The sequence below is a fragment of the Psychroserpens luteus genome (assembly GCF_015319355.1).
GTDB classification, from domain to species: Bacteria; Bacteroidota; Bacteroidia; order Flavobacteriales; family Flavobacteriaceae; genus Psychroserpens; species Psychroserpens luteus.
In genome coordinates, this window is record NZ_JADILU010000003.1 from 598404 (window position 1) to 617457 (window position 19054).

Sequence of the window (19054 nt, forward strand, 5' to 3'; positions counted from 1 at the left end):
GCTTTAAAGATACAAGTTTTATAAGATTTTTCTAACGCCTTGGGTGAAACTCCATTAATGCATCTTTTAAATGTGATCTATCCACATGCATATAAATTTCTGTAGTAGTAATACTTTCATGGCCGAGCATGAGTTGTATGGCTCTTAGATCTGCACCATTTTCTAAAAGATGAGTTGCAAAAGAATGTCTAAAGGTATGAGGGGAAATAATTTTATTTAAATTAATTGCTTTAGCGAGGTCTTTTATGATTGTAAAAATCATTGCTCTTGTTAATTGTTTACCTCTATTATTAAGAAAAAGGGTGTCTTTGTGTTCTGGATGTACGTTGATATGAGTTCTTATATCTTTCCAAATGAGTATATATTTTTGAGTATTCGTACCAATTGGTACAAAACGTTGTTTGTCACCTTTTCCAGTGACTTTTATGAATCCTTCATCAAAAAATAAATCTGATATCTTTAAATTAGTAAGTTCACTAACCCGAAGACCACAACTGTAAAGTGTTTCTAATATGGTCCTATTACGTTCGCCAATTTTTACGCCATTATATTCTTTAGACAAGTCAATGGCATTTATAAGGTTATCAATGTCGTCTATAGATAATGTGTCTGGTAGTTTTCTACCAATTTTTGGAGATTCTATTTGGTCTAACGGATTAGTTTTACGGTAATCTTCAAAAACCAAATAGTTAAAAAAGCTACGTAAACCAGAGATTAAACGTGATTGAGATCTAGAATTTAATTGTTTTGAAGCATCATATATAAAAGCCTGTACTTGCTCGTAATCAATATTTATTGGGGAAATGATACTATTATTAGTATCAAGATAGTTGATGAGCTTTTCTACATCTAATTCATAATTTAAAATAGAGTTATTAGATAAGCCTCTTTCTATTTTGAGGTAATATTTATAATCGTTTAACGCGTTTTGCCATTTCATAACTATAAAAGTAAAAAACCATTCTAAACTAGTAAGAATGGTTTTAAATTTATTTTAAATAAGGAATATCTATTAGAAATTATCTGTAATAATATTTACTAAATCAACAATTGCCCAGACACCTAATCCTCCAAAAGTAAGGATGAATAAAATGTTCCAACCAATTGGTTTTCCATAATACCATCTGTGAGCAGCAAAAGGCCACAAAAATACCCATAAAAGAATTCCAACCACTTTATCATCACTAGCTTTAGCTGCTGGAGAATAAAACTCGTCTGATCCTACATCGCTAGATATATTGTCAGATAACGTAGTCGTTGTTGCAACAGTTCTTTTTACAGGAAATGATGCATGACTCAAAGTGATTGCCCCAAAAAAGAACAAAAACGAAAGTAAAAATTTAAATTTCATATAATATTGGTTTAAGTTTGTCTAACAATAATAGGAAATAATATGCGAAATTACATTGTAAGAATACTCTTTATTTTTATAGCAAGCATTCAGGTCACTGCACAGGAGGCAAATGAATATATTGGAGCTATTAAATTAAACGATTCTGCTATTATAACTTATAAAGTCAAATTTGATATAAATTATGATCAAGTAGAAGGCTATTCTATAACAGATTTTGGTGGAGACCATGAAACCAAGTCTAAATTAAGAGGGTCATATAATCCTTCTACAAGAGAGTTGTCGTTTAATGAATATGATATTATATATACTAAATCTGATGTGATTCATGACGATTTTTGCTTTGTGCATTTTGAGCCAACTTATTTTAAACCAGGTAAAACTAAATATTTTAAAGGTGACTTTAAAGGTGAATTTTCTGATGGCGAAGAATGTATTAGTGGAGAGTTATTTCTCAATTCTGCAGAAAATGTAGAAAAGCGTATGGAAAAGATGACGAAAAAAATTAATAATTCTAATCGTGTTCCAGATAGTATTAAACAAAAAGCAACAGATTTAAAAGTTTTAGATAAACTCAATATCAATATTTTGAAGAAATCTCAAATTACCAGCGTGTTTTCTAATAGTAAAGCAGTGTCCTTACTTATATATGATGGCGGACAAGAGGATGGAGATATCATCTCTATTAAAGTTAATGGTGAGATTGTACTTAGACGACATACTATTTCTAAAGAAGTTAAAACCGTTGAAATACCTCTTACATCAAAAAAAACAATAATTGAAGTCATTGCTGATGGTGTTGGTACAATATCTACAAATACTGCAGTCATAGAAATACATGATGGGATCAATGCAATCAAGGCAATGACTAATCTTGAAAAAAATCAATTCACTCAAATACATATACTTCAAAAAACACAATAAGGCCTCTAATTGTTAATAACTTTTATTTTAAAAAAGACTAAATCAGTGGTTTATGTGTTTTTGTTTGTAAAATTGTTAATAACATTTGTGAATTTGTTGATAGTCTCAAAAAAAAGTCTTTAGTTTGTATTAATCAATTTTAAAACTTTTTATTATGAAAAAATTAATGTTATTAGCTGCAGTTGCAGTTTTTGGATTATCGAGCGTAAATGCTCAAGAAGTTAAATTTGGAGCGAAAGCTGGTGTTAACTTTTCTACTTTCGGAGGTGACTATGAAGATGTGAAATCTAGAACATCATTTCATGTTGGTGGTATGGCAGAAATTAGTATTTCTGAGAAATTTGCTTTTCAACCTGAATTACTGTATTCTTCTGTTGGAGCAAAAGCTGACGAAGGTGATGGAGAACTAAAATTAGATTACATTAGTATTCCTTTAATGGCTAAGTATATGGTAGCTGAAGGTTTTTCTATTGAAGCTGGACCACAAATAGGTATTTTAGCTTCAGCTAAGTCAGAAGGAGGAGGAGAAGATGTAGATGTTAAAGATGAGACTAATGGTATCGACTTTGGTGTTGGTTTAGGTGCTAGTTATAGAATGGATACTGGATTAAATTTTGGACTTCGCTATAACTTAGGTTTGTCTAATGTTAATGACGCAGAAGATTCTGATGATTTTTCATTCCAAAACAACGTATTTCAAATATCTGTAGGATATTTCTTTAACTAAGAAGAAGTAATACTTAAATAATTAAAAAGGAAACCGCTAGGTTTCCTTTTTTTATGGATTAAATCGTTGAACGACATGATATTGACGATTAAGTGTGTTAAAAACATGTTATTTTTCTTGTGAGGTATTAAATTAAGATATAGTTTTGCCGACCAATTATAAAACGTAAATCTCAAATTAATTAAACTTTATTATTATGAAAAAATTATTATTTATTGCTGCAGTTGCAGTTTTCGGATTATCAAATGTAAACGCTCAAGATGAAGCACCTGCTTTTGGTTTTGCAGAAGGAGATATTTTTGCAACAGGATCTATTGCTTTTGGTTCTGAATCTGAAGGCGATTTAAAAACAAATTCATTTAACTTTTCTCCAAAAGCGGGTTACTTTGTATCAGAAAACATTGCTGTAGGAGTTGCTTTAGGAGTTACAACATCAAAATTAGAAGAGCCAGGTTTCGAAGATTTAAAAGGAAACATGTTTGAAGCAGGTGTATTTGGACGTTACTACTTTACTCCAGCTAAACAATTTTCTATTTTTGGTGAATTAGGAGCAAACTATGAAACTTCAAAATTAGAACAAGGACCAAATGAGTTAAAAAACGATGGCTTTAATATTGGTTTAGCACCAGGTATTAGCTATTTCGTGTCAGATTGTTTTGCATTAGAAGCTAGTTTTGGTGTATTAAACTATGCTACAAATGAAGATGATATTGATGGGGCTGAATCTACAGATACTTTTAGCTTTGGTTTAGATTTAACTGATATCAATTTTGGTATTGTATACAAATTCTAATTACTAGAATTCATAAAATTTTAAAAACCGAAGCCTAATCGCTTCGGTTTTTTTATGACCAAATTTTAATATCTTTACTATATGAAGAAACTTATCATCATTAACGGTCCAAACCTAAACCTCTTAGGTAAGCGTGAAACTAATATCTACGGAAATTTAACGTTCACAGAGTTCTTTGACCAAACCATCAAAAAAATTCCAAACGTTTCGCTAGAGCATTTTCAATCTAATATAGAAGGAGAGCTAATTGATAAAATTCAAGAGGTTGGCTTTAAATACGACGGGATTATTCTCAATGCTGCAGCTTATACACATACGTCAATTGGTATTGGTGATGCTGTAAAAGCGATTACAACTCCAGTAGTTGAAGTTCATATTTCTAATACGTTCTCTCGTGAGGAGTTTAGGCACCAATCTTTTATCTCGCCAAATGCTAAAGGAGTTATTTTAGGTTTTGGTTTGCAGAGTTATGAGTTGGCAATTCAAAGTTTTTTGGATAATTAATCATTAAGATTACTACAATAAAAATACATTATGAAATATGTGATGACACTTTTTAGTTTGTTTTTCTTCTTTTTAATTCTGAAATGTACCGCACAATCTAATGTTGACTTCGGAATTAAAGGAGGTCTAAACCTCACATTTTTTAAAGTGCCTGAAGCACAATTTGGAAACACCATCCAAACCGAAACTGGCTTTTATGGAGGTGTCTCCGCAGCTTTTGAAATAGATGAAAATGTTTCTCTTCAACCAGAACTATTATACATTCAATTAAGCGATTTCAAATTTTTAAACGCACCAATTTATGCTAAGTTTCAACTATCTGATAAATTGAGCTTCATGGCAGGACCAAGTCTCAACTACTTTTTTGACTTCTTTACCAATAAGTTTAAAGTAAGAGGAGATATTGCTACATCATACAATATAACAAATGCTTTAGATGTCCATATGAAATTTGTGGTCGGCTTTACTGAAGTGGCTCCAAATGGATTGTTTATAGGAACAGGTTATAAATTTTAAGTCTACTTATTATTGTTTTTTTTAAAGTGATAAACAATTATTTTTTTGAATACATATTAGGTTTATCTAACCTCACTTTTTCTTCTAATTCTAATCACCCAAATATTTTAATTTATTACCAAAATATAGTTATTTATAATTTAAAGAGTTAATGTTTTTATTGAAAAAGAACATCAATTATTCTCAGTTATAGTATAAAATTTAAGGCAAAAATTAAACTTCGTTAAATCACTGTTAAGTATTTAAAAATGACAATTACAGCCATTAATTTCGCTGTATTAACCCAAATAAATATTTAAAAATGAAAAAAATAATCTTAATTACAACAGCAACTTTTTTTACATTATTTACTTTAAATGCACAGTCAGATTCTAAGGCAGTCCAAGTAGGAGCAAAAGGAGGAGTTAACTTTTCAAATATTAATGGAGATGATATTGGTGACAATAAATCAAGAACCAGTTTTAATGTAGGTTTAGTTGCCGAAATTCCGCTTTCAGAAAGGATTTCATTTCAACCTGAGTTGCTCTACTCTGGTCAAGGATTTGATTTAAAAGAACAAGATCAAGATAATGTTTTTGATACAGATGATAATATAGAATACCAATTGGATTACATCCAAGTGCCATTATTAATTAAAGCATATTTGGTAAAAGGTTTGAGTGTTGAAGCAGGACCACAATTTGGTTTCAAAATAAATGAAGAAATTGATTTTCAACCTAATTCAGATGGAGGAGATTTAGATATCAATAGAGATGATTCTTATGTGAAAAATTTTGATACTAGCTTAGCTTTAGGTTCGTCTTATAAATTTGATGGAGGTTTTTTTGTAAACGCTCGTTATACTTTAGGACTGACTAATATTTTTAAAGAAGACACTGTTTTAGAAAATGTTGATGCCAAAAATAACGTATGGCAATTTGGTATTGGTTTTATGTTTTAAACTGAATAACATATTAATTTAAACTAAAAAGTTCCAGATAAATCTGGAACTTTTTTTGTTTTTATATCAAGTTACTCTACAAATGAATCACTTCATCATAAGCAGCAGCAACAGCTTCCATAACCGCTTCACTCATCGTTGGGTGAGGGTGTATCGCTTTTAATACTTCATGACCAGTTGTTTCAAGTTTACGACCTAAAACAGCTTCTGCAATCATATCTGTTACACCAGCTCCAATCATATGGCAACCTAACCATTCGCCATATTTAGCATCAAAGATTACTTTAACGAAACCATCTTTTGCTCCACTAGCACTTGCTTTTCCTGATGCTGAGAACGGGAATTTACCGACCTTAATGTCGATACCTTGGTCCTTTGCTTGTTTTTCTGTCAAGCCAACACTTGCAATTTCTGGAGAACAATATGTACAGCCTGGCACATTTCCGTAGTCAAGAGCTTCAACATGTTGTCCTGCAATTTTTTCTACACATAAAATACCTTCGGCAGAAGCAACGTGTGCTAATGCTTGACCTGGAGTTACATCACCAATAGCGTAGTAACCAGGAATATTTGTTTGGTAGTAATCGTTTACTAATATTTTATCTCTATCTACAGCGATACCAACATCTTCTAAACCAATATTTTCGATATTAGATTTGATACCTACAGCAGATAATACGATGTCTGCTTCAAGAACTTCTTCGCCTTTACTTGTTTTTACTGTTGCTTTAACACCTTTTCCTGAGGTATCCACATGAGTAACTTCCGAAGAAGTCATCACTTTAATTCCGCTTTTCTTGAAAGAACGTTCTAATTGCTTAGATACATCTTCATCTTCTACAGGAACTATTCTTGGTAAATATTCTACGACAGTAACATCTGTTCCCATCGAGTTATAGAAATAAGCGAACTCAACACCAATAGCACCAGAACCAACAATAATCATTTTCTTAGGTTGTTTCTCTAAGGTCATGGCTTGTCTGTATCCAATTACTTTTTTACCATCTTGTGGTAAACTAGGTAACTCACGAGAGCGAGATCCTGTAGCAATAATGATATGATCTGCACTGTAATCTTTACCGTCTACTTCAATTTTTTTACCTGTTTTAAGTGTTCCGAAGCCTTCAATAACGTCAATTTTGTTTTTCTTCATCAAAAACTTAACACCATTACTCATGCCATCTGCAACACCACGACTACGTTTTACTACTGCAGTAAAATCTTTGTCATATTCTTTAACAGAAAGTCCATAATCATCTGCATGCTTTAAGTATTCAAAAACTTGTGCAGATTTAAGTAATGCTTTAGTAGGTATACAACCCCAATTTAAACAAACACCACCTAAGTTTTCTTTTTCTACAATTGCAGTTTTAAAACCTAATTGAGATGCTCTAATTGCTGTTACGTAGCCTCCAGGACCACTACCAAGTACTATAATATCGTATTTACTCATGAGTTTTTTTTTGTCATAATTTTAAGGAAACGAAGATACAAAACCAAATTGTAATATTAAAGGTCATCTGTAAAATGTCTACGACCTTTTTCTTTACTAAATTTTTTAGTGTTGTAAGTTGTGGATTGCCCTTTAGGGATTGAGAGTGATTCCCATTGTTTTCCTTTGGTTAATTTTCCAAGAAAAACGAGCTGTCCAATATGATAAGAATAATGTGCTAGTTGACGATTTATCGCCTCAGTAACTGTGTGACCTTGATTTCTAATGAAAATGATACACTCTAAATCTTTTGAGGATAAAGGTCTAATGGCTTCAAATAAACAATCCCAACCTCTGTTCCAATAATTTAATAGTTCTTCTTTGTTTTTAAAGGTGTCTTCAAATTCATTGTCGCGATGTCTCCATTCTTTTTCACCATCTTCGGTTAAAAAATTAGTCCACCGACTTAGCATATTGCCAACAATATGTTTGATTATTATGGGAATAGAATTTGTCCCGATAGCTATTGGGATTGCAAATTCATGTTGGAGTTCTTCAATTGATAATTGAGCAATTGTTTTGTCGCCAAGACTTTTATAGTATTCAAATTGTTTAATAACACTAGTGAGATATGAGTTTTCCATGTGTTTAAATTTATACTATAAAAATAGCGATACAAGATCTATGAAACTATAAATTATTATAGATAGAAATTATATCGCTATTAAAATGTTTTGGGATTGTGATTTATTCTGCAGGAACAAATACTAAGGCATCACCATTTATACAATGACGTTTACCAGTAGTGTTTCTAGGTCCATCATTAAAAACATGTCCTAGATGTCCACCACAAGTTGCGCAATGCTCTTCATCTCTGCTGTAGCCTAATTTGTTGTCAGATCCAAAAGCGACATTACCTTCAATTATTCTATCAAAACTTGGCCATCCTGTCCCAGAATCAAATTTATGTTCACTTTTAAATAAAGGAGTATTGCATGCTACGCAATGAAATGTGCCTTTACGTTTTTCGTTATTTAGCTCACTAGAAAAAGGACGTTCTGTTCCTTCTTGGCGTAACACATAATAGGCTTCACTTGATAATTCTTTTTTCCATTCGGCATCTGTTTTGCTAACTGGAAATTCATTTTGTGTTTTAGTTTCTTTTTTTTGTGCTGAAGAATTACAACTAAAAAATAAGCCAAGTGTAATTACTAATAATATCTTTTTCATACTTTAAAAATAAGTTTTTTTCTTTTTTATTTTGTCGAACAAGAAAACCAATACTTACGAAAACGTTATAATTATAAATTTCAGTATATATTAATGTAAGTTGCTGCTAATTTTATTAAATTCACAATCTAAACATCTATTTAACCAACAAAAATGCAAAATCAAAAGCGTGTCGTTATTGATGCAGTTTCACCTCAAATTAACTGCGGAGAATTTTTTATCAAAAGAGTTATAAATGAAATAGTAAATGTAGATGCACATGTTCTCGTAGATGGTCATGATGTCATTGCAGTATCCGTTTTATTTAAACACGAAAAATCTAAGAAATGGAATGAAGTTAGAATGCATGAAGTTGGCAACGACGAGTGGAAAGCTTCTTTTATAGTTGAAAAGCAAGGGTTTTATAGTTATAAAGTACAAGGTTGGGTAGATTATGCGCTTAACTGGCAACATGGTATTGATCGTAAAATTGACGATAACCAACATGTAAAATCAGAACTACTTGAAGGAGTTACTTTTTTAGAACCATTATTAAAAAAGGCAACAAAAGAAGAAAAAGAGTATTTAAAGTACTGTATCGATTGTTTTAAAGACGAAAAAAAATATAACGATGCTATAAAAGAAGCAATGAGTTCTAAGCTTCATACTATTTTTGTGAAATACCCAGAAAAGTTTTTGGCAAATGAATCTAAAGAACTTCAAGTTTATGTAGATAGAAAGAAAGCGAGATTTAGCACTTGGTATGAGTTTTTCCCAAGATCAGCTTCTGAAGTAGAAGGACAACACGGAACATTCTCAGATTGTGAACGTTTGTTGCCAAGAATAAAACAAATGGGATTTGATACGTTGTATTTTCCACCAGTTCACCCTATTGGAGAAGTAAATAGAAAAGGAAAAAATAACACAACCGAAGCTAAAGATGGTGACGTTGGTTCTGCTTGGGGAATTGGCTCAAAAAATGGAGGTCATAAAGATTTGCATCCGCAATTAGGATCTGTAGCAGATTTTAAAAAATTAATAAAAGAAGCTAAAAAACATAATATTGAAATTGCAATGGATTATGCGTTGCAAGCAGCACCAGATCATCCTTGGGTAGATTCTCATCCAGATTGGTTTAAATGGAGACCAGATGGAACGGTACAATATGCTGAGAATCCACCAAAAAAATATCAAGATATTCTTCCTATTTATTGGGAAAGTAAAGACTATAAAAACCTTTGGAAGGAATGTTTAGACACGATGCTTTATTGGGTAGATTGTGGAGTTAATGTTTTTAGAGTAGATAATCCTCATACAAAGCCTTACTATTTCTGGAATTGGCTCATTTCCGAAGTAAAACAAAAACATCCAGACGTTATATTCTTAGCAGAAGCATTTACAAGACCAAAAGTGATGCAGCAATTGGCTAAGCAAGGTTATACACAATCATACACGTATTTTACTTGGCGTAATTCTAAACAAGAATTTATAGAATATTTGACCGAATTAACACAAACTGATCAACGCGAATACATGCAGCCAAATTTCTGGCCTAACACACCAGATATTAATCCGTATCATTTACAAGGCGCTAACGAAGCTAAGTATTTACAACGCTATGCTTTGGCAGCAACAATGAGTTCTAGTATTGGGATTTACGGTCCTGTTTTTGAGCAAATGATAGATGATGCTATTCCTGGAAAAGAGGAATATTACATGTCTGAAAAATTTGAAGTAAAACATTATGATTGGTTCAAGGTTAGTAAGTTGACATTATTGATTTCTAAAATAAATGCGATTCGTCATGAAAATGAAGCATTGCAACAAACTAATAATATTAAGTTTTTGAATATTGAGAATGATAATATTATTGCGTTTTATAAATGGAATGATGACAGGACTAATGAGCTATTAATCATTATTAGTTTAGATCAATACTATGCGCAACAAGGAAATGTACAATTGCCTTTGGCAGATTTAGGAATTAGCGCAGGACATCGTGTACAAGTTCAGGATTTGATAACAGCAAGTAGTTATAACTGGTATAGCGAATGGAATTATGTAGAGCTCCATCCAGCACTTCCGTTTCATATTTTTAAGGTTAATAAATAATCATGACACAAAAAATGGCAAAAAAAATAGCTTTACAATCACCTTATAATTTTGATGATAAGTGGGAAGAACTCTTACAAAATAAAGAGTTTATAAAAGTATTTTTGTCTGATGTTCTTGAAGATTATATTATTAAACAACGTTGGTATGGTGGCAAAGCAAGCAAGCTAAAATATATTGAACTTGCAGAATCTTTTAGAATCCAAAAAGATGGCGAAGTCTATTACGGATTGATATTAGAAGTCAATTTCACTGAAGCTTTCTATCAACATTATTTTTTACCAATAGCATTTGTATCTGATGAGAATTTTGCAAAAAACGATAGAATTCTACCAATAAGTATTCAGAATCAAGAAGGTTTTATTATTGATGCCATTAATCTTGAAGCGTTTAGAAAAGTCGTTTTTGAACGCATTTTAACCGCAGTTCCAAAAGATAAAACTCGTGTACGTTATCATAAAAGCGAATTGTTTAAAGATTGCTGTTATGAGTCATCACGTCACATGGGATTGGAACAAAGTAATACATCCATTGTATATAATGAGAAATATGTGTTGAAATTTTTTAGAAGAATTTATTCAGATCGTAATCCGGATTACGAAATGAGTCGTTTCTTATCTGAGAAAAAAGATTTTAAAAATACACCAGTATATTTAGGAAGTGTTCAAATTAAGGATGCAGACAATCTTAATGTTACTATTGGTTTAATGCAAGAAATGGTGGAGAACCAAGGTGATGCATGGGAATATATGCTTGGTGAATTTCACAAGGTTTTTTTAAACTTAGAATATAAAAGAATAGACATTTCAAAATTACCTAAAACAGAAGATTTTGGAAGACTAGAAATTAAAGATGTGCCAGCGCAAATTATTGATTGGGTTGGATTGAATGTTTTTATCAAAATTCAAACTTTAGCAAAACGAACTGCAGAAATGCACATTGCTTTAGGTAGTGAGTTTGAAGACACAGCATTTACACCATCACATTTTAATGGCGATTATGAAGTTTGGTTAAAAAACAGATTGCTCTATCAATTTCAAAACAGATTAAATACCATTGAAAACAGTTTACACAAACTTGATGGATTGGCATTAAAATTAGCAAACGAGTTTTTAGAACAAAAGAATAGCATTAGAAAACGTTTTGTAGATTTTGATTGGAGGAAGTTAAAAGGCGAGCGTATTCGTGTTCATGGCGATTATCATTTAGGACAAGTCTTAGTAAAAGACGACGATTTTTATATCCTTGATTTTGAAGGTGAACCAGAAAGTACGATTAGAGACCGTAAAGTAAAACAGCCACCTTTAAAAGATATTGCTGGTTTGTTTAGATCGTTTCATTATGCAATTTATGCGACCATTTTTAATAATATGGATTTGTATAAATACAATCAAGAACATTTGTTTGAAGCAGGAGAAGTTCTATATCAGTATTTAAAATGTGTCTTTTTAGAGACTTATATAACCAAAGTACAAGAAGCTAATCTTAATATAGGTTACAATCAAGAACGTATTTTTTTACTCAAATATGCAATGCTTGAAAAGGCAGTATATGAGTTGGGCTACGAACTTAATTCACGTCCACGTTGGGCAGTAATTCCACTAAAAGGAATTTCAAATATTATTAACAACTAATTTATGGCAGAAGTAATTGCACACAGTCTTTTTACAGAATTTGACATCAATCTTTTCAAATCTGGAAAACACTATCGTTTATACGAAAAATTTGGATCTCATATCACAACCGTTGATGGAGTAGAAGGCGTTTATTTTGCAGTTTGGGCACCAAGTGCTAAACATGTTTCTGTTATTGGCGACTTCAATTTTTGGGTAGAAGGAGAGCATCAACTTAATGTACGTTGGGATTCTAGCGGAATTTGGGAAGGTTTTATCCCAGGAGCAGGAAAAGGCAGTACCTATAAATATAAAATACAAAGTAGCAACAACGATATTAAAACCGAAAAAGCAGATCCTTATGCCAGACGGTCTGAGCACAATCCTAAAACAGCATCGATTGTTTGGGATGAGCCTTATACTTGGAAGGATAGTAAATGGATGGAAAAGCGTAAAAAGAATAATGCTTTAGACGCACCATTTTCGGTTTACGAAGTTCATTTAGGATCATGGAAAAAGAAGGTTGATGAAGGTCGTTTTATGTCTTATGTAGAAATGGCAGACGAATTAGTCGCTTATGTTAAGGACATGAATTTTACGCACGTAGAATTGATGCCAGTAATGGAGTTTCCTTATGATCCATCTTGGGGTTATCAAGTCACAGGTTATTTTGCACCAACATCACGATTTGGTTATCCTGAAGAATTTAAATTGCTCGTTGATAAATTTCATCAAAACGATATTGGGATTATATTGGATTGGGTACCATCGCATTTTCCAGAAGATGCACATGGACTTGGTTTATTTGATGGAACAGCACTATATGAACATCCAGATCCTAAAAAAGGCTATCATAATGATTGGAAAAGTTTAATTTTTAACTATGGAAGAAATGAAGTTAAATCCTTTTTAATAAGTAATGCTATTTTTTGGTTAGATCAATACCATGCAGATGGCTTACGTGTTGATGCGGTTGCATCTATGTTATTTCTAGATTATAGTAGAGAAGATGGTCAATGGGAACCAAATATGTTTGGTGGTCGTGAAAATTTGGAAGCGATGTCATTTTTAAGAGAAATGAATGAGGCAGTGTATACCTCATTTCCAGATGTACAAACTATTGCCGAAGAATCTACAGCATTTCCAATGGTGTCAAAACCAACATATATGGGAGGTTTAGGTTTTGGTATGAAATGGATGATGGGTTGGATGCACGATACGCTTCAGTATTTTGCAAAAGAACCGGTTTATAGACAATTTCACCAAAACGATTTAACCTTCTCAATGACCTATGCATTTACTGAGAATTTTATGTTGCCTTTGAGTCATGATGAAGTTGTTTATGGTAAAAAATCAATATTAGGAAGAATGCCAGGAGATGAGTGGCAACGTTTTGCTAATTTAAGATTGTTATACAGTTATATGTTCACGCATCCTGGAACAAACTTATTATTTCAAGGTTGTGAATTTGGACAAAGCGGAGAATGGAATTTTGAAACCAGTCTCGATTGGCATTTACTGGATTATGCACCACACAAAGGAGTTCAAGAATTAATAAAAGATTTAAATACACTTTATAAAAAACAACCAGCATTATACGAAAAGCAATTTTCTGCGGAAGGTTTTGAGTGGATCGACTACAATGATTCTGAAAACTCAGTATTTACATACATAAGAAAAGGAAATGATGACAAGGATGATTTAATCATAGCTTGTAATATGACACCAATTCCGAAAGAAAATTACCGTATCGGAGTTCCGAAGAAAGGAAAGTTAAAAGAAGTTTTTAATAGTGATTTGAAAAAGTATTTTGGTAGTGATCAATATAAGAACAAACCATTAACTTCTGAAGTTGTGGCGCATCATTATAGAGATAACTCAGTTGAGATTAATATACCACCTTTAGGGATGGTTGCTTTTAGGTATGGGAAGTAAATGAAATTAAAAACCTCTTTAAATTAGATTTAAAGAGGTTTTTACTCCTTTCTTAATTGAATTACATCTTCGAAAACGTTATAGTTAACAATTCATAACAATAACTTTTTGCATTTCTTTATCACGTCTTAATTTTTCCGTTATTTGTATGTTTTTCATATAACAAAGTGATTTATGATTGTAAATACAGAATTAGAAAATAAAGGAAATTTAGTTCCTTCAAAAATAATAAACTTCAAAAAAGACGTTGACACGCTCTATTTTTCAACAGAAAATAATGTAGTGCTACAACTCACAGTACTACGTGATAGTGTCTTACGATTTAGATATACAACAACTGGTACTTTTGAAAATGATTTTTCTTATGCAATCACAAAATATGCGAGTACTGGTTACAATCATTTAGAAATAGAAGAATCTAAAACAGATTATATAATTACCACAAATAAATTAATTTGTCACATTTCAAAAGACAATTTAAGGGTTAAATTATATGATGCTGTAGACAATGTTTTAATCAGTGAAGATGAAACTGGTTTTCATTGGGAGGAAAGTTACCAATACGGTGGAAACATTGTTAAAATGAGTAAGGTTTCTAAAGATGGTGAAAGTTTTTATGGTCTTGGAGATAAACCTAGTCACCCAAATTTAAAAGGAAAACGCTTTGAGAATTGGGTAACAGATTCTTATGCCTACGGAAAAGATTCAGATCCAATTTATAAATCTATTCCATTTTACACAGGCTTACATAACTCTAAAGCCTACGGAATTTTCTTTGATAACACTTTTAGATCGTTCTTTGATTTTGCTCATGAACGTCGTAACGTGACCAGTTTTTGGGCGCAAGGAGGTGAGATGAACTACTATTTTATCTATGGTCCTAAAATGACCGAAGTTGTAGAAAGCTATACTGATCTTACAGGAAAACCACACCTATTACCACCACTTTGGGCTTTAGGATTTCACCAATGTAAATGGAGTTATTATCCGGAGTCAAAAGTAAAGGAAGTCACCTCTAAGTTTAGAGATTTAAAAATACCTTGTGATGCGATTTATTTAGATATTGATTACATGGAAGGATTCCGTTGTTTTACTTGGAACAAAGAGTATTTTCCAGATCCAAAACGTATGGTTAAGGAATTAGCAGACGACGGATTCAAAACCGTAGCCATCATAGATCCAGGAATTAAAATTGATCATGAATATTCTGTTTTTAAAGAAGCTTTAGATAAAGACTATTTCTGTAAACGTGCAGATGGTCCATATATGAAAGGTAAAGTTTGGCCTGGAGAATGTTATTTCCCAGATTATACAAAACCAGAGGTTAGAGAATGGTGGTCTGGATTATTTAAAGAATTAATAGAAGATATTGGTGTAAAAGGTGTTTGGAATGACATGAATGAACCTGCTGTTATGGAGGTTCCTAATAAAACATTTCCAGATGATGTACGTCACGATTATGATGGGAATCCTTGTAGCCATAGAAAAGCACATAATATCTACGGAATGCAGATGGCAAGAGCCACATATCAAGGGCTTAAAAAGTTTGCATATCCTAAACGACCATTTGTAATTACACGTTCGGCATATTCAGGAACACAACGTTATACGTCAACCTGGACGGGTGATAACGTCGCAACTTGGGAACATTTATGGATTGCTAATGTACAAGCACAACGTATGGCAATGTCTGGATTTAGTTTTGCAGGAAGTGATATTGGAGGATTTGCAGAGCAACCACAAGGCGAATTATTTACGCGTTGGATTCAGTTAGGTATCTTTCATCCGTTTTTTAGAGTACACTCTTCTGGAGATCATGGCGATCAAGAACCTTGGACATTTGGTAAAGAAGTCACAGATATTGTTAGAAAATTTATTGAAATTAGATATCAACTTTTACCATATTTATATACATGCTTTTGGAAATATGTTGAAGATGGAACACCAATATTAAATTCATTGGTGCTTTATGATCAAGAAGATGTACAAACACATTACAGAACAGATGAGTTCGTGTTTGGTAACCAGATATTAGCTTGTCCAATTCTAGAACAGAATGCAAAAGGAAGACGTATGTATTTCCCAAAAGGAAACTGGTATGATTTCTGGAGCGATGAAATTGTAAAAGGTGGACGAGAATTGTGGGTAGACTCAGATTTAGATAGTATGCCAATTTTTGTAAAAGAAGGAGCCATCATTCCGAAGTACCCAATACAACAATATGTAGGAGAGAAAAAGATCGAAACTGTGGTGCTAGACGTATATTATAAAGAAGGAAAAGAGAAATCTCAATTGTTTGATGATGCTCATGATGGTTATGATTATACAAAAGGACGTTATAGTTTGCGTACTTTAAAACTAACAGGGAAACCAAATGAGTTAATTATTCAGCAACATAAAGAAGGAAAATTTGATGCTAGTTATGAAACCTTTGAAATTAAAATTCATGGATTGCCTTTTGAAATTTCTGAAATTCAAGTAGATAACGTTGTCATTCCTTTAGAACGTATTGAAACAAACGGAATTTCAACAATGATAATCAATAAAGAATTTTCAGAATTACATCTTATTGGAACCTTATAATTGAAATTATATTCGTTTCAAATGTGACAAAATTATAATGTATTGTGTCAAAGTAAATAGAATCATTTTGTAAATTTAGCTAACACATTAAAAACGATTAAATATGAATATTAAAAATAAAATTGTAGCTGTAGGGATCATAGCATTATTTCTATCCTGTACTACAAACCCATTTACAGGAAATAAAACGTTGGCATTGGTGTCTAATTCAGAGTTGTTTCCTACTGCATTTGCACAGTATGATGAGTTTTTGACAGAAAACAAAGTCATTACAGGAACTTCTGATGCAGAAATGATAAAGAGAGTTGGTCAGCGAATTGCTGTAGCAGCAGAACGTTGGTTAAATGCAAATGGTCATCAAGGTTATTTAGATGATTACAAATGGGAATATAACCTTGTAAACGATAATACAGTTAATGCTTGGTGTATGCCAGGAGGTAAAATAGTTTTCTATACAGGGATTTTACCAATTGCTCAAAATGAAACAGGTATTGCAGCAATTATGGGACACGAGGTTGCACATGCACTTGCAAATCACGGACAGCAACGTATGAGTGCTGGTATGTTACAACAAATTGGTGCAGTTGCAGGTAATGTGGCCATAAAAGATGAGCAAACGAGAAATATATTTAACCAAGCCTATGGTGTAGGAAGTCAGGTAGGTGTGATGTTGCCTTTTAGTAGAAGTCATGAAACACAATCTGATGAAATAGGGTTGTATTTAATGGCAATTGCTGGTTATAATCCTGCTGAAGCAGCAGAGTTATGGAAACGTATGAAAGCCAATAGTGGAGGAGAAGCTCCACAAGAATTTTTAAGTACACATCCATCTAATGATACAAGAATTAAGAATCTTACGGAATGGGCTCCTAAAGCAGTTGCTGAAGCCAAAAAGTTCGGTGTAGATTCATTTAGACCTTTAGGTAACTTTTAATTGAATCACTTGTAAAGCATAAAATTTATAGTAATTTCGAAGCTGTCCAACTAAGGGCAGCTTTTTTTATTTCCTAACTATGGCAAACCTCAAAAAAGGTAGCAAGAAACTTCTCAATGCTTGGGCATTTTACGATTGGGCGAATTCAGTATATACCCTAACGATAGCTTCTTCTATATTTCCTATATTTTATTCTGCATTATTTATTTCAGAAATTAAAACTGTTGAAGCTTTTGGAATGGTTTTTAAAAGCACAGCTTTAATTACTTATGTTACTGCATTTACTTTTTTGGTAGTTACTTTTACATCACCTATACTTTCTGGCATTGCAGATTATGTTGGTAATAAGAAGAGTTTTATGAAATTCTTTTGTTACGTTGGAGGAGCAGGATGTATTGGTTTATATTGGTTTAACTTAGAACATATTCATGTAAGTTTATTGTTTTATTTCATGGGTTTGATTGGGTATTGGGGAAGTTTAGTGTTTTATAATTCGTATTTGCCAGATATCGCTTTTCCTGAGCAACAAGATCGCATTAGTGCTAAAGGATTTTCTCTTGGTTACTTCGGAAGCGTAATTTTATTACTCTTAAACTTAGCTATGGTTATGAAACCAGATTGGTTTGGTTTTGATATTAGTATTTCTGAAAACCTTAGAGAAACTGGTACTGAAGCTCAAATTTCCGAAGCATTAAAAACAGCAAGCGAGAATGCTTCAAAAGAAGCTATGAGAGTTGCTTTTATTACAGTTGGTTTGTGGTGGATTTTGTTTAGCCAATATTCATTTTATGTCTTACCAAAAGGTGTTTCTAATGGACATAAAGTAACTAAAGATGTAGTGTTTAATGGATTAAAGGAACTACGATTAGTTTGGCTTCAGTTAAAACAAAATTTACGTCTAAAACGATATCTAGTCGCTTTTTTCGTGTTTAGTATGGCAGTACAAACCATCATGCTTGTCGCTGTATATTTTGGTGAGGAAGAAATTTCATGGGGAAGTTCTGATTCTAAAACACAAGGACTTATAGTGAGTATACTTGTTATTCAATTAGTAGCTATTCTTGGTGCATTTTTAACCTCTCGTGCTTCTGCTATCTTCGGAAATATTAAAACGTTGATAGTCGTCAATTTTATTTGGATGGGACTCTGTTTTTATGCCTATTTTATGGAAACACCTATGCAATTTTATATTGCAGCTGCTTTTGTTGGACTAGTAATGGGAGGCATACAATCGTTGGCACGTTCTACCTATTCTAAGTTTTTACCTGATACAGAAGATACCACGTCTTATTTTAGCTTTTTTGATGTCGCAGAGAAAATCGGTATCGTAATAGGTATGGTTATCTTTGCAACAATTGATCAAATTACGGGTAGTATGCGTAATGCTATTCTATTTCTATTCGTTTTCTTCTTAATAGGTATTGTTTTACTATTTAGAGTTCCTAAGGAAGCTAATTAAATTTGTATATTTGTAGGATAAA

At 32.4% G+C, this 19054-nt stretch carries 17 protein-coding genes; 12 read left to right on the forward strand and 5 right to left on the reverse strand.

Annotated features, from left to right (window positions below; genetic code table 11):
* Positions 1-31: 31 nt before the first annotated feature.
* Both xerA and IM744_RS09635 read right to left on the reverse strand, forming a co-directional pair.
* A complete protein-coding gene (gene xerA, locus IM744_RS09630) occupies positions 32-940 on the reverse strand; it encodes a site-specific tyrosine recombinase/integron integrase (protein ID WP_194507912.1) in 909 nt (302 codons plus the stop codon).
* Between the two features lie 72 nt (positions 941-1012).
* On the reverse strand, positions 1013-1351 hold the full coding sequence (locus tag IM744_RS09635) for a TM2 domain-containing protein (RefSeq protein WP_194507913.1): 339 nt from the start codon (positions 1349-1351) through the stop codon (positions 1013-1015).
* Positions 1352-1393: 42 nt separating this feature from the next.
* On the opposite strand from IM744_RS09635, the gene IM744_RS09640 reads away from it, so the two are divergent.
* From IM744_RS09640 to IM744_RS09665, 6 genes are all read left to right on the forward strand, one after another.
* Positions 1394-2275, forward strand: coding sequence for a hypothetical protein (locus IM744_RS09640; RefSeq protein ID WP_194507914.1), 882 nt, complete (start codon positions 1394-1396; stop codon positions 2273-2275).
* Positions 2276-2429: 154 nt separating this feature from the next.
* Positions 2430-3002, forward strand: coding sequence for a porin family protein (locus IM744_RS09645; RefSeq protein WP_194507915.1), 573 nt, complete (start codon positions 2430-2432; stop codon positions 3000-3002).
* A gap of 196 nt (positions 3003-3198) precedes the next feature.
* On the forward strand, positions 3199-3795 hold the full coding sequence (locus IM744_RS09650; protein WP_194507916.1) for an outer membrane beta-barrel protein: 597 nt from the start codon (positions 3199-3201) through the stop codon (positions 3793-3795).
* A gap of 81 nt (positions 3796-3876) precedes the next feature.
* Positions 3877-4299 carry a type II 3-dehydroquinate dehydratase gene (aroQ, locus tag IM744_RS09655; RefSeq protein ID WP_194507917.1) on the forward strand — a complete coding sequence of 141 codons (423 nt, stop codon included), beginning with the start codon at positions 3877-3879 and terminating at the stop codon, positions 4297-4299.
* A gap of 30 nt (positions 4300-4329) precedes the next feature.
* Positions 4330-4815: a porin family protein gene (locus tag IM744_RS09660; RefSeq protein ID WP_194507918.1), complete on the forward strand. Its 486-nt coding sequence runs from the start codon at positions 4330-4332 to the stop codon at positions 4813-4815.
* A gap of 301 nt (positions 4816-5116) precedes the next feature.
* Positions 5117-5755 (forward strand): porin family protein, encoded by a 639-nt coding sequence (locus IM744_RS09665; protein WP_194507919.1) that lies wholly within the window; start codon positions 5117-5119, stop codon positions 5753-5755.
* A 76-nt stretch (positions 5756-5831) separates the two neighbouring features.
* Here IM744_RS09665 and lpdA read toward each other — a convergent pair whose 3' ends face one another.
* From lpdA to msrB, 3 genes are all read right to left on the reverse strand, one after another.
* Positions 5832-7208 carry a dihydrolipoyl dehydrogenase gene (lpdA, locus tag IM744_RS09670; protein WP_194507920.1) on the reverse strand — a complete coding sequence of 459 codons (1377 nt, stop codon included), beginning with the start codon at positions 7206-7208 and terminating at the stop codon, positions 5832-5834.
* Between the two features lie 56 nt (positions 7209-7264).
* A complete protein-coding gene (locus IM744_RS09675; protein ID WP_194507921.1) occupies positions 7265-7831 on the reverse strand; it encodes a DUF1572 family protein in 567 nt (188 codons plus the stop codon).
* Positions 7832-7934: 103 nt separating this feature from the next.
* A complete protein-coding gene (gene msrB / locus IM744_RS09680; protein ID WP_194507922.1) occupies positions 7935-8417 on the reverse strand; it encodes a peptide-methionine (R)-S-oxide reductase MsrB in 483 nt (160 codons plus the stop codon).
* 153 nt (positions 8418-8570) lie between these two features.
* On the opposite strand from msrB, the gene IM744_RS09685 reads away from it, so the two are divergent.
* From IM744_RS09685 to IM744_RS09710, 6 genes are all read left to right on the forward strand, one after another.
* Positions 8571-10508, forward strand: a complete 1938-nt coding sequence (locus IM744_RS09685; protein WP_194507923.1) for an alpha-1,4-glucan--maltose-1-phosphate maltosyltransferase — start codon at positions 8571-8573, stop codon at positions 10506-10508.
* Positions 10509-10522: 14 nt separating this feature from the next.
* Complete coding sequence (locus IM744_RS09690) at positions 10523-12142, forward strand: maltokinase N-terminal cap-like domain-containing protein (RefSeq protein ID WP_379660169.1); 1620 nt, start codon at positions 10523-10525, stop codon at positions 12140-12142.
* Between the two features lie 3 nt (positions 12143-12145).
* Entirely contained in the window at positions 12146-14056 is a 1911-nt protein-coding gene (gene glgB, locus IM744_RS09695) for a 1,4-alpha-glucan branching protein GlgB (RefSeq protein ID WP_194507925.1), read from the forward strand.
* A 174-nt stretch (positions 14057-14230) separates the two neighbouring features.
* Complete coding sequence (locus tag IM744_RS09700) at positions 14231-16639, forward strand: glycoside hydrolase family 31 protein (protein WP_194507926.1); 2409 nt, start codon at positions 14231-14233, stop codon at positions 16637-16639.
* Between the two features lie 103 nt (positions 16640-16742).
* Complete coding sequence (locus tag IM744_RS09705) at positions 16743-17573, forward strand: M48 family metallopeptidase (protein WP_194507927.1); 831 nt, start codon at positions 16743-16745, stop codon at positions 17571-17573.
* A 79-nt stretch (positions 17574-17652) separates the two neighbouring features.
* Positions 17653-19032 carry an MFS transporter gene (locus IM744_RS09710; protein WP_194507928.1) on the forward strand — a complete coding sequence of 460 codons (1380 nt, stop codon included), beginning with the start codon at positions 17653-17655 and terminating at the stop codon, positions 19030-19032.
* Positions 19033-19054 lie beyond the last annotated feature (22 nt).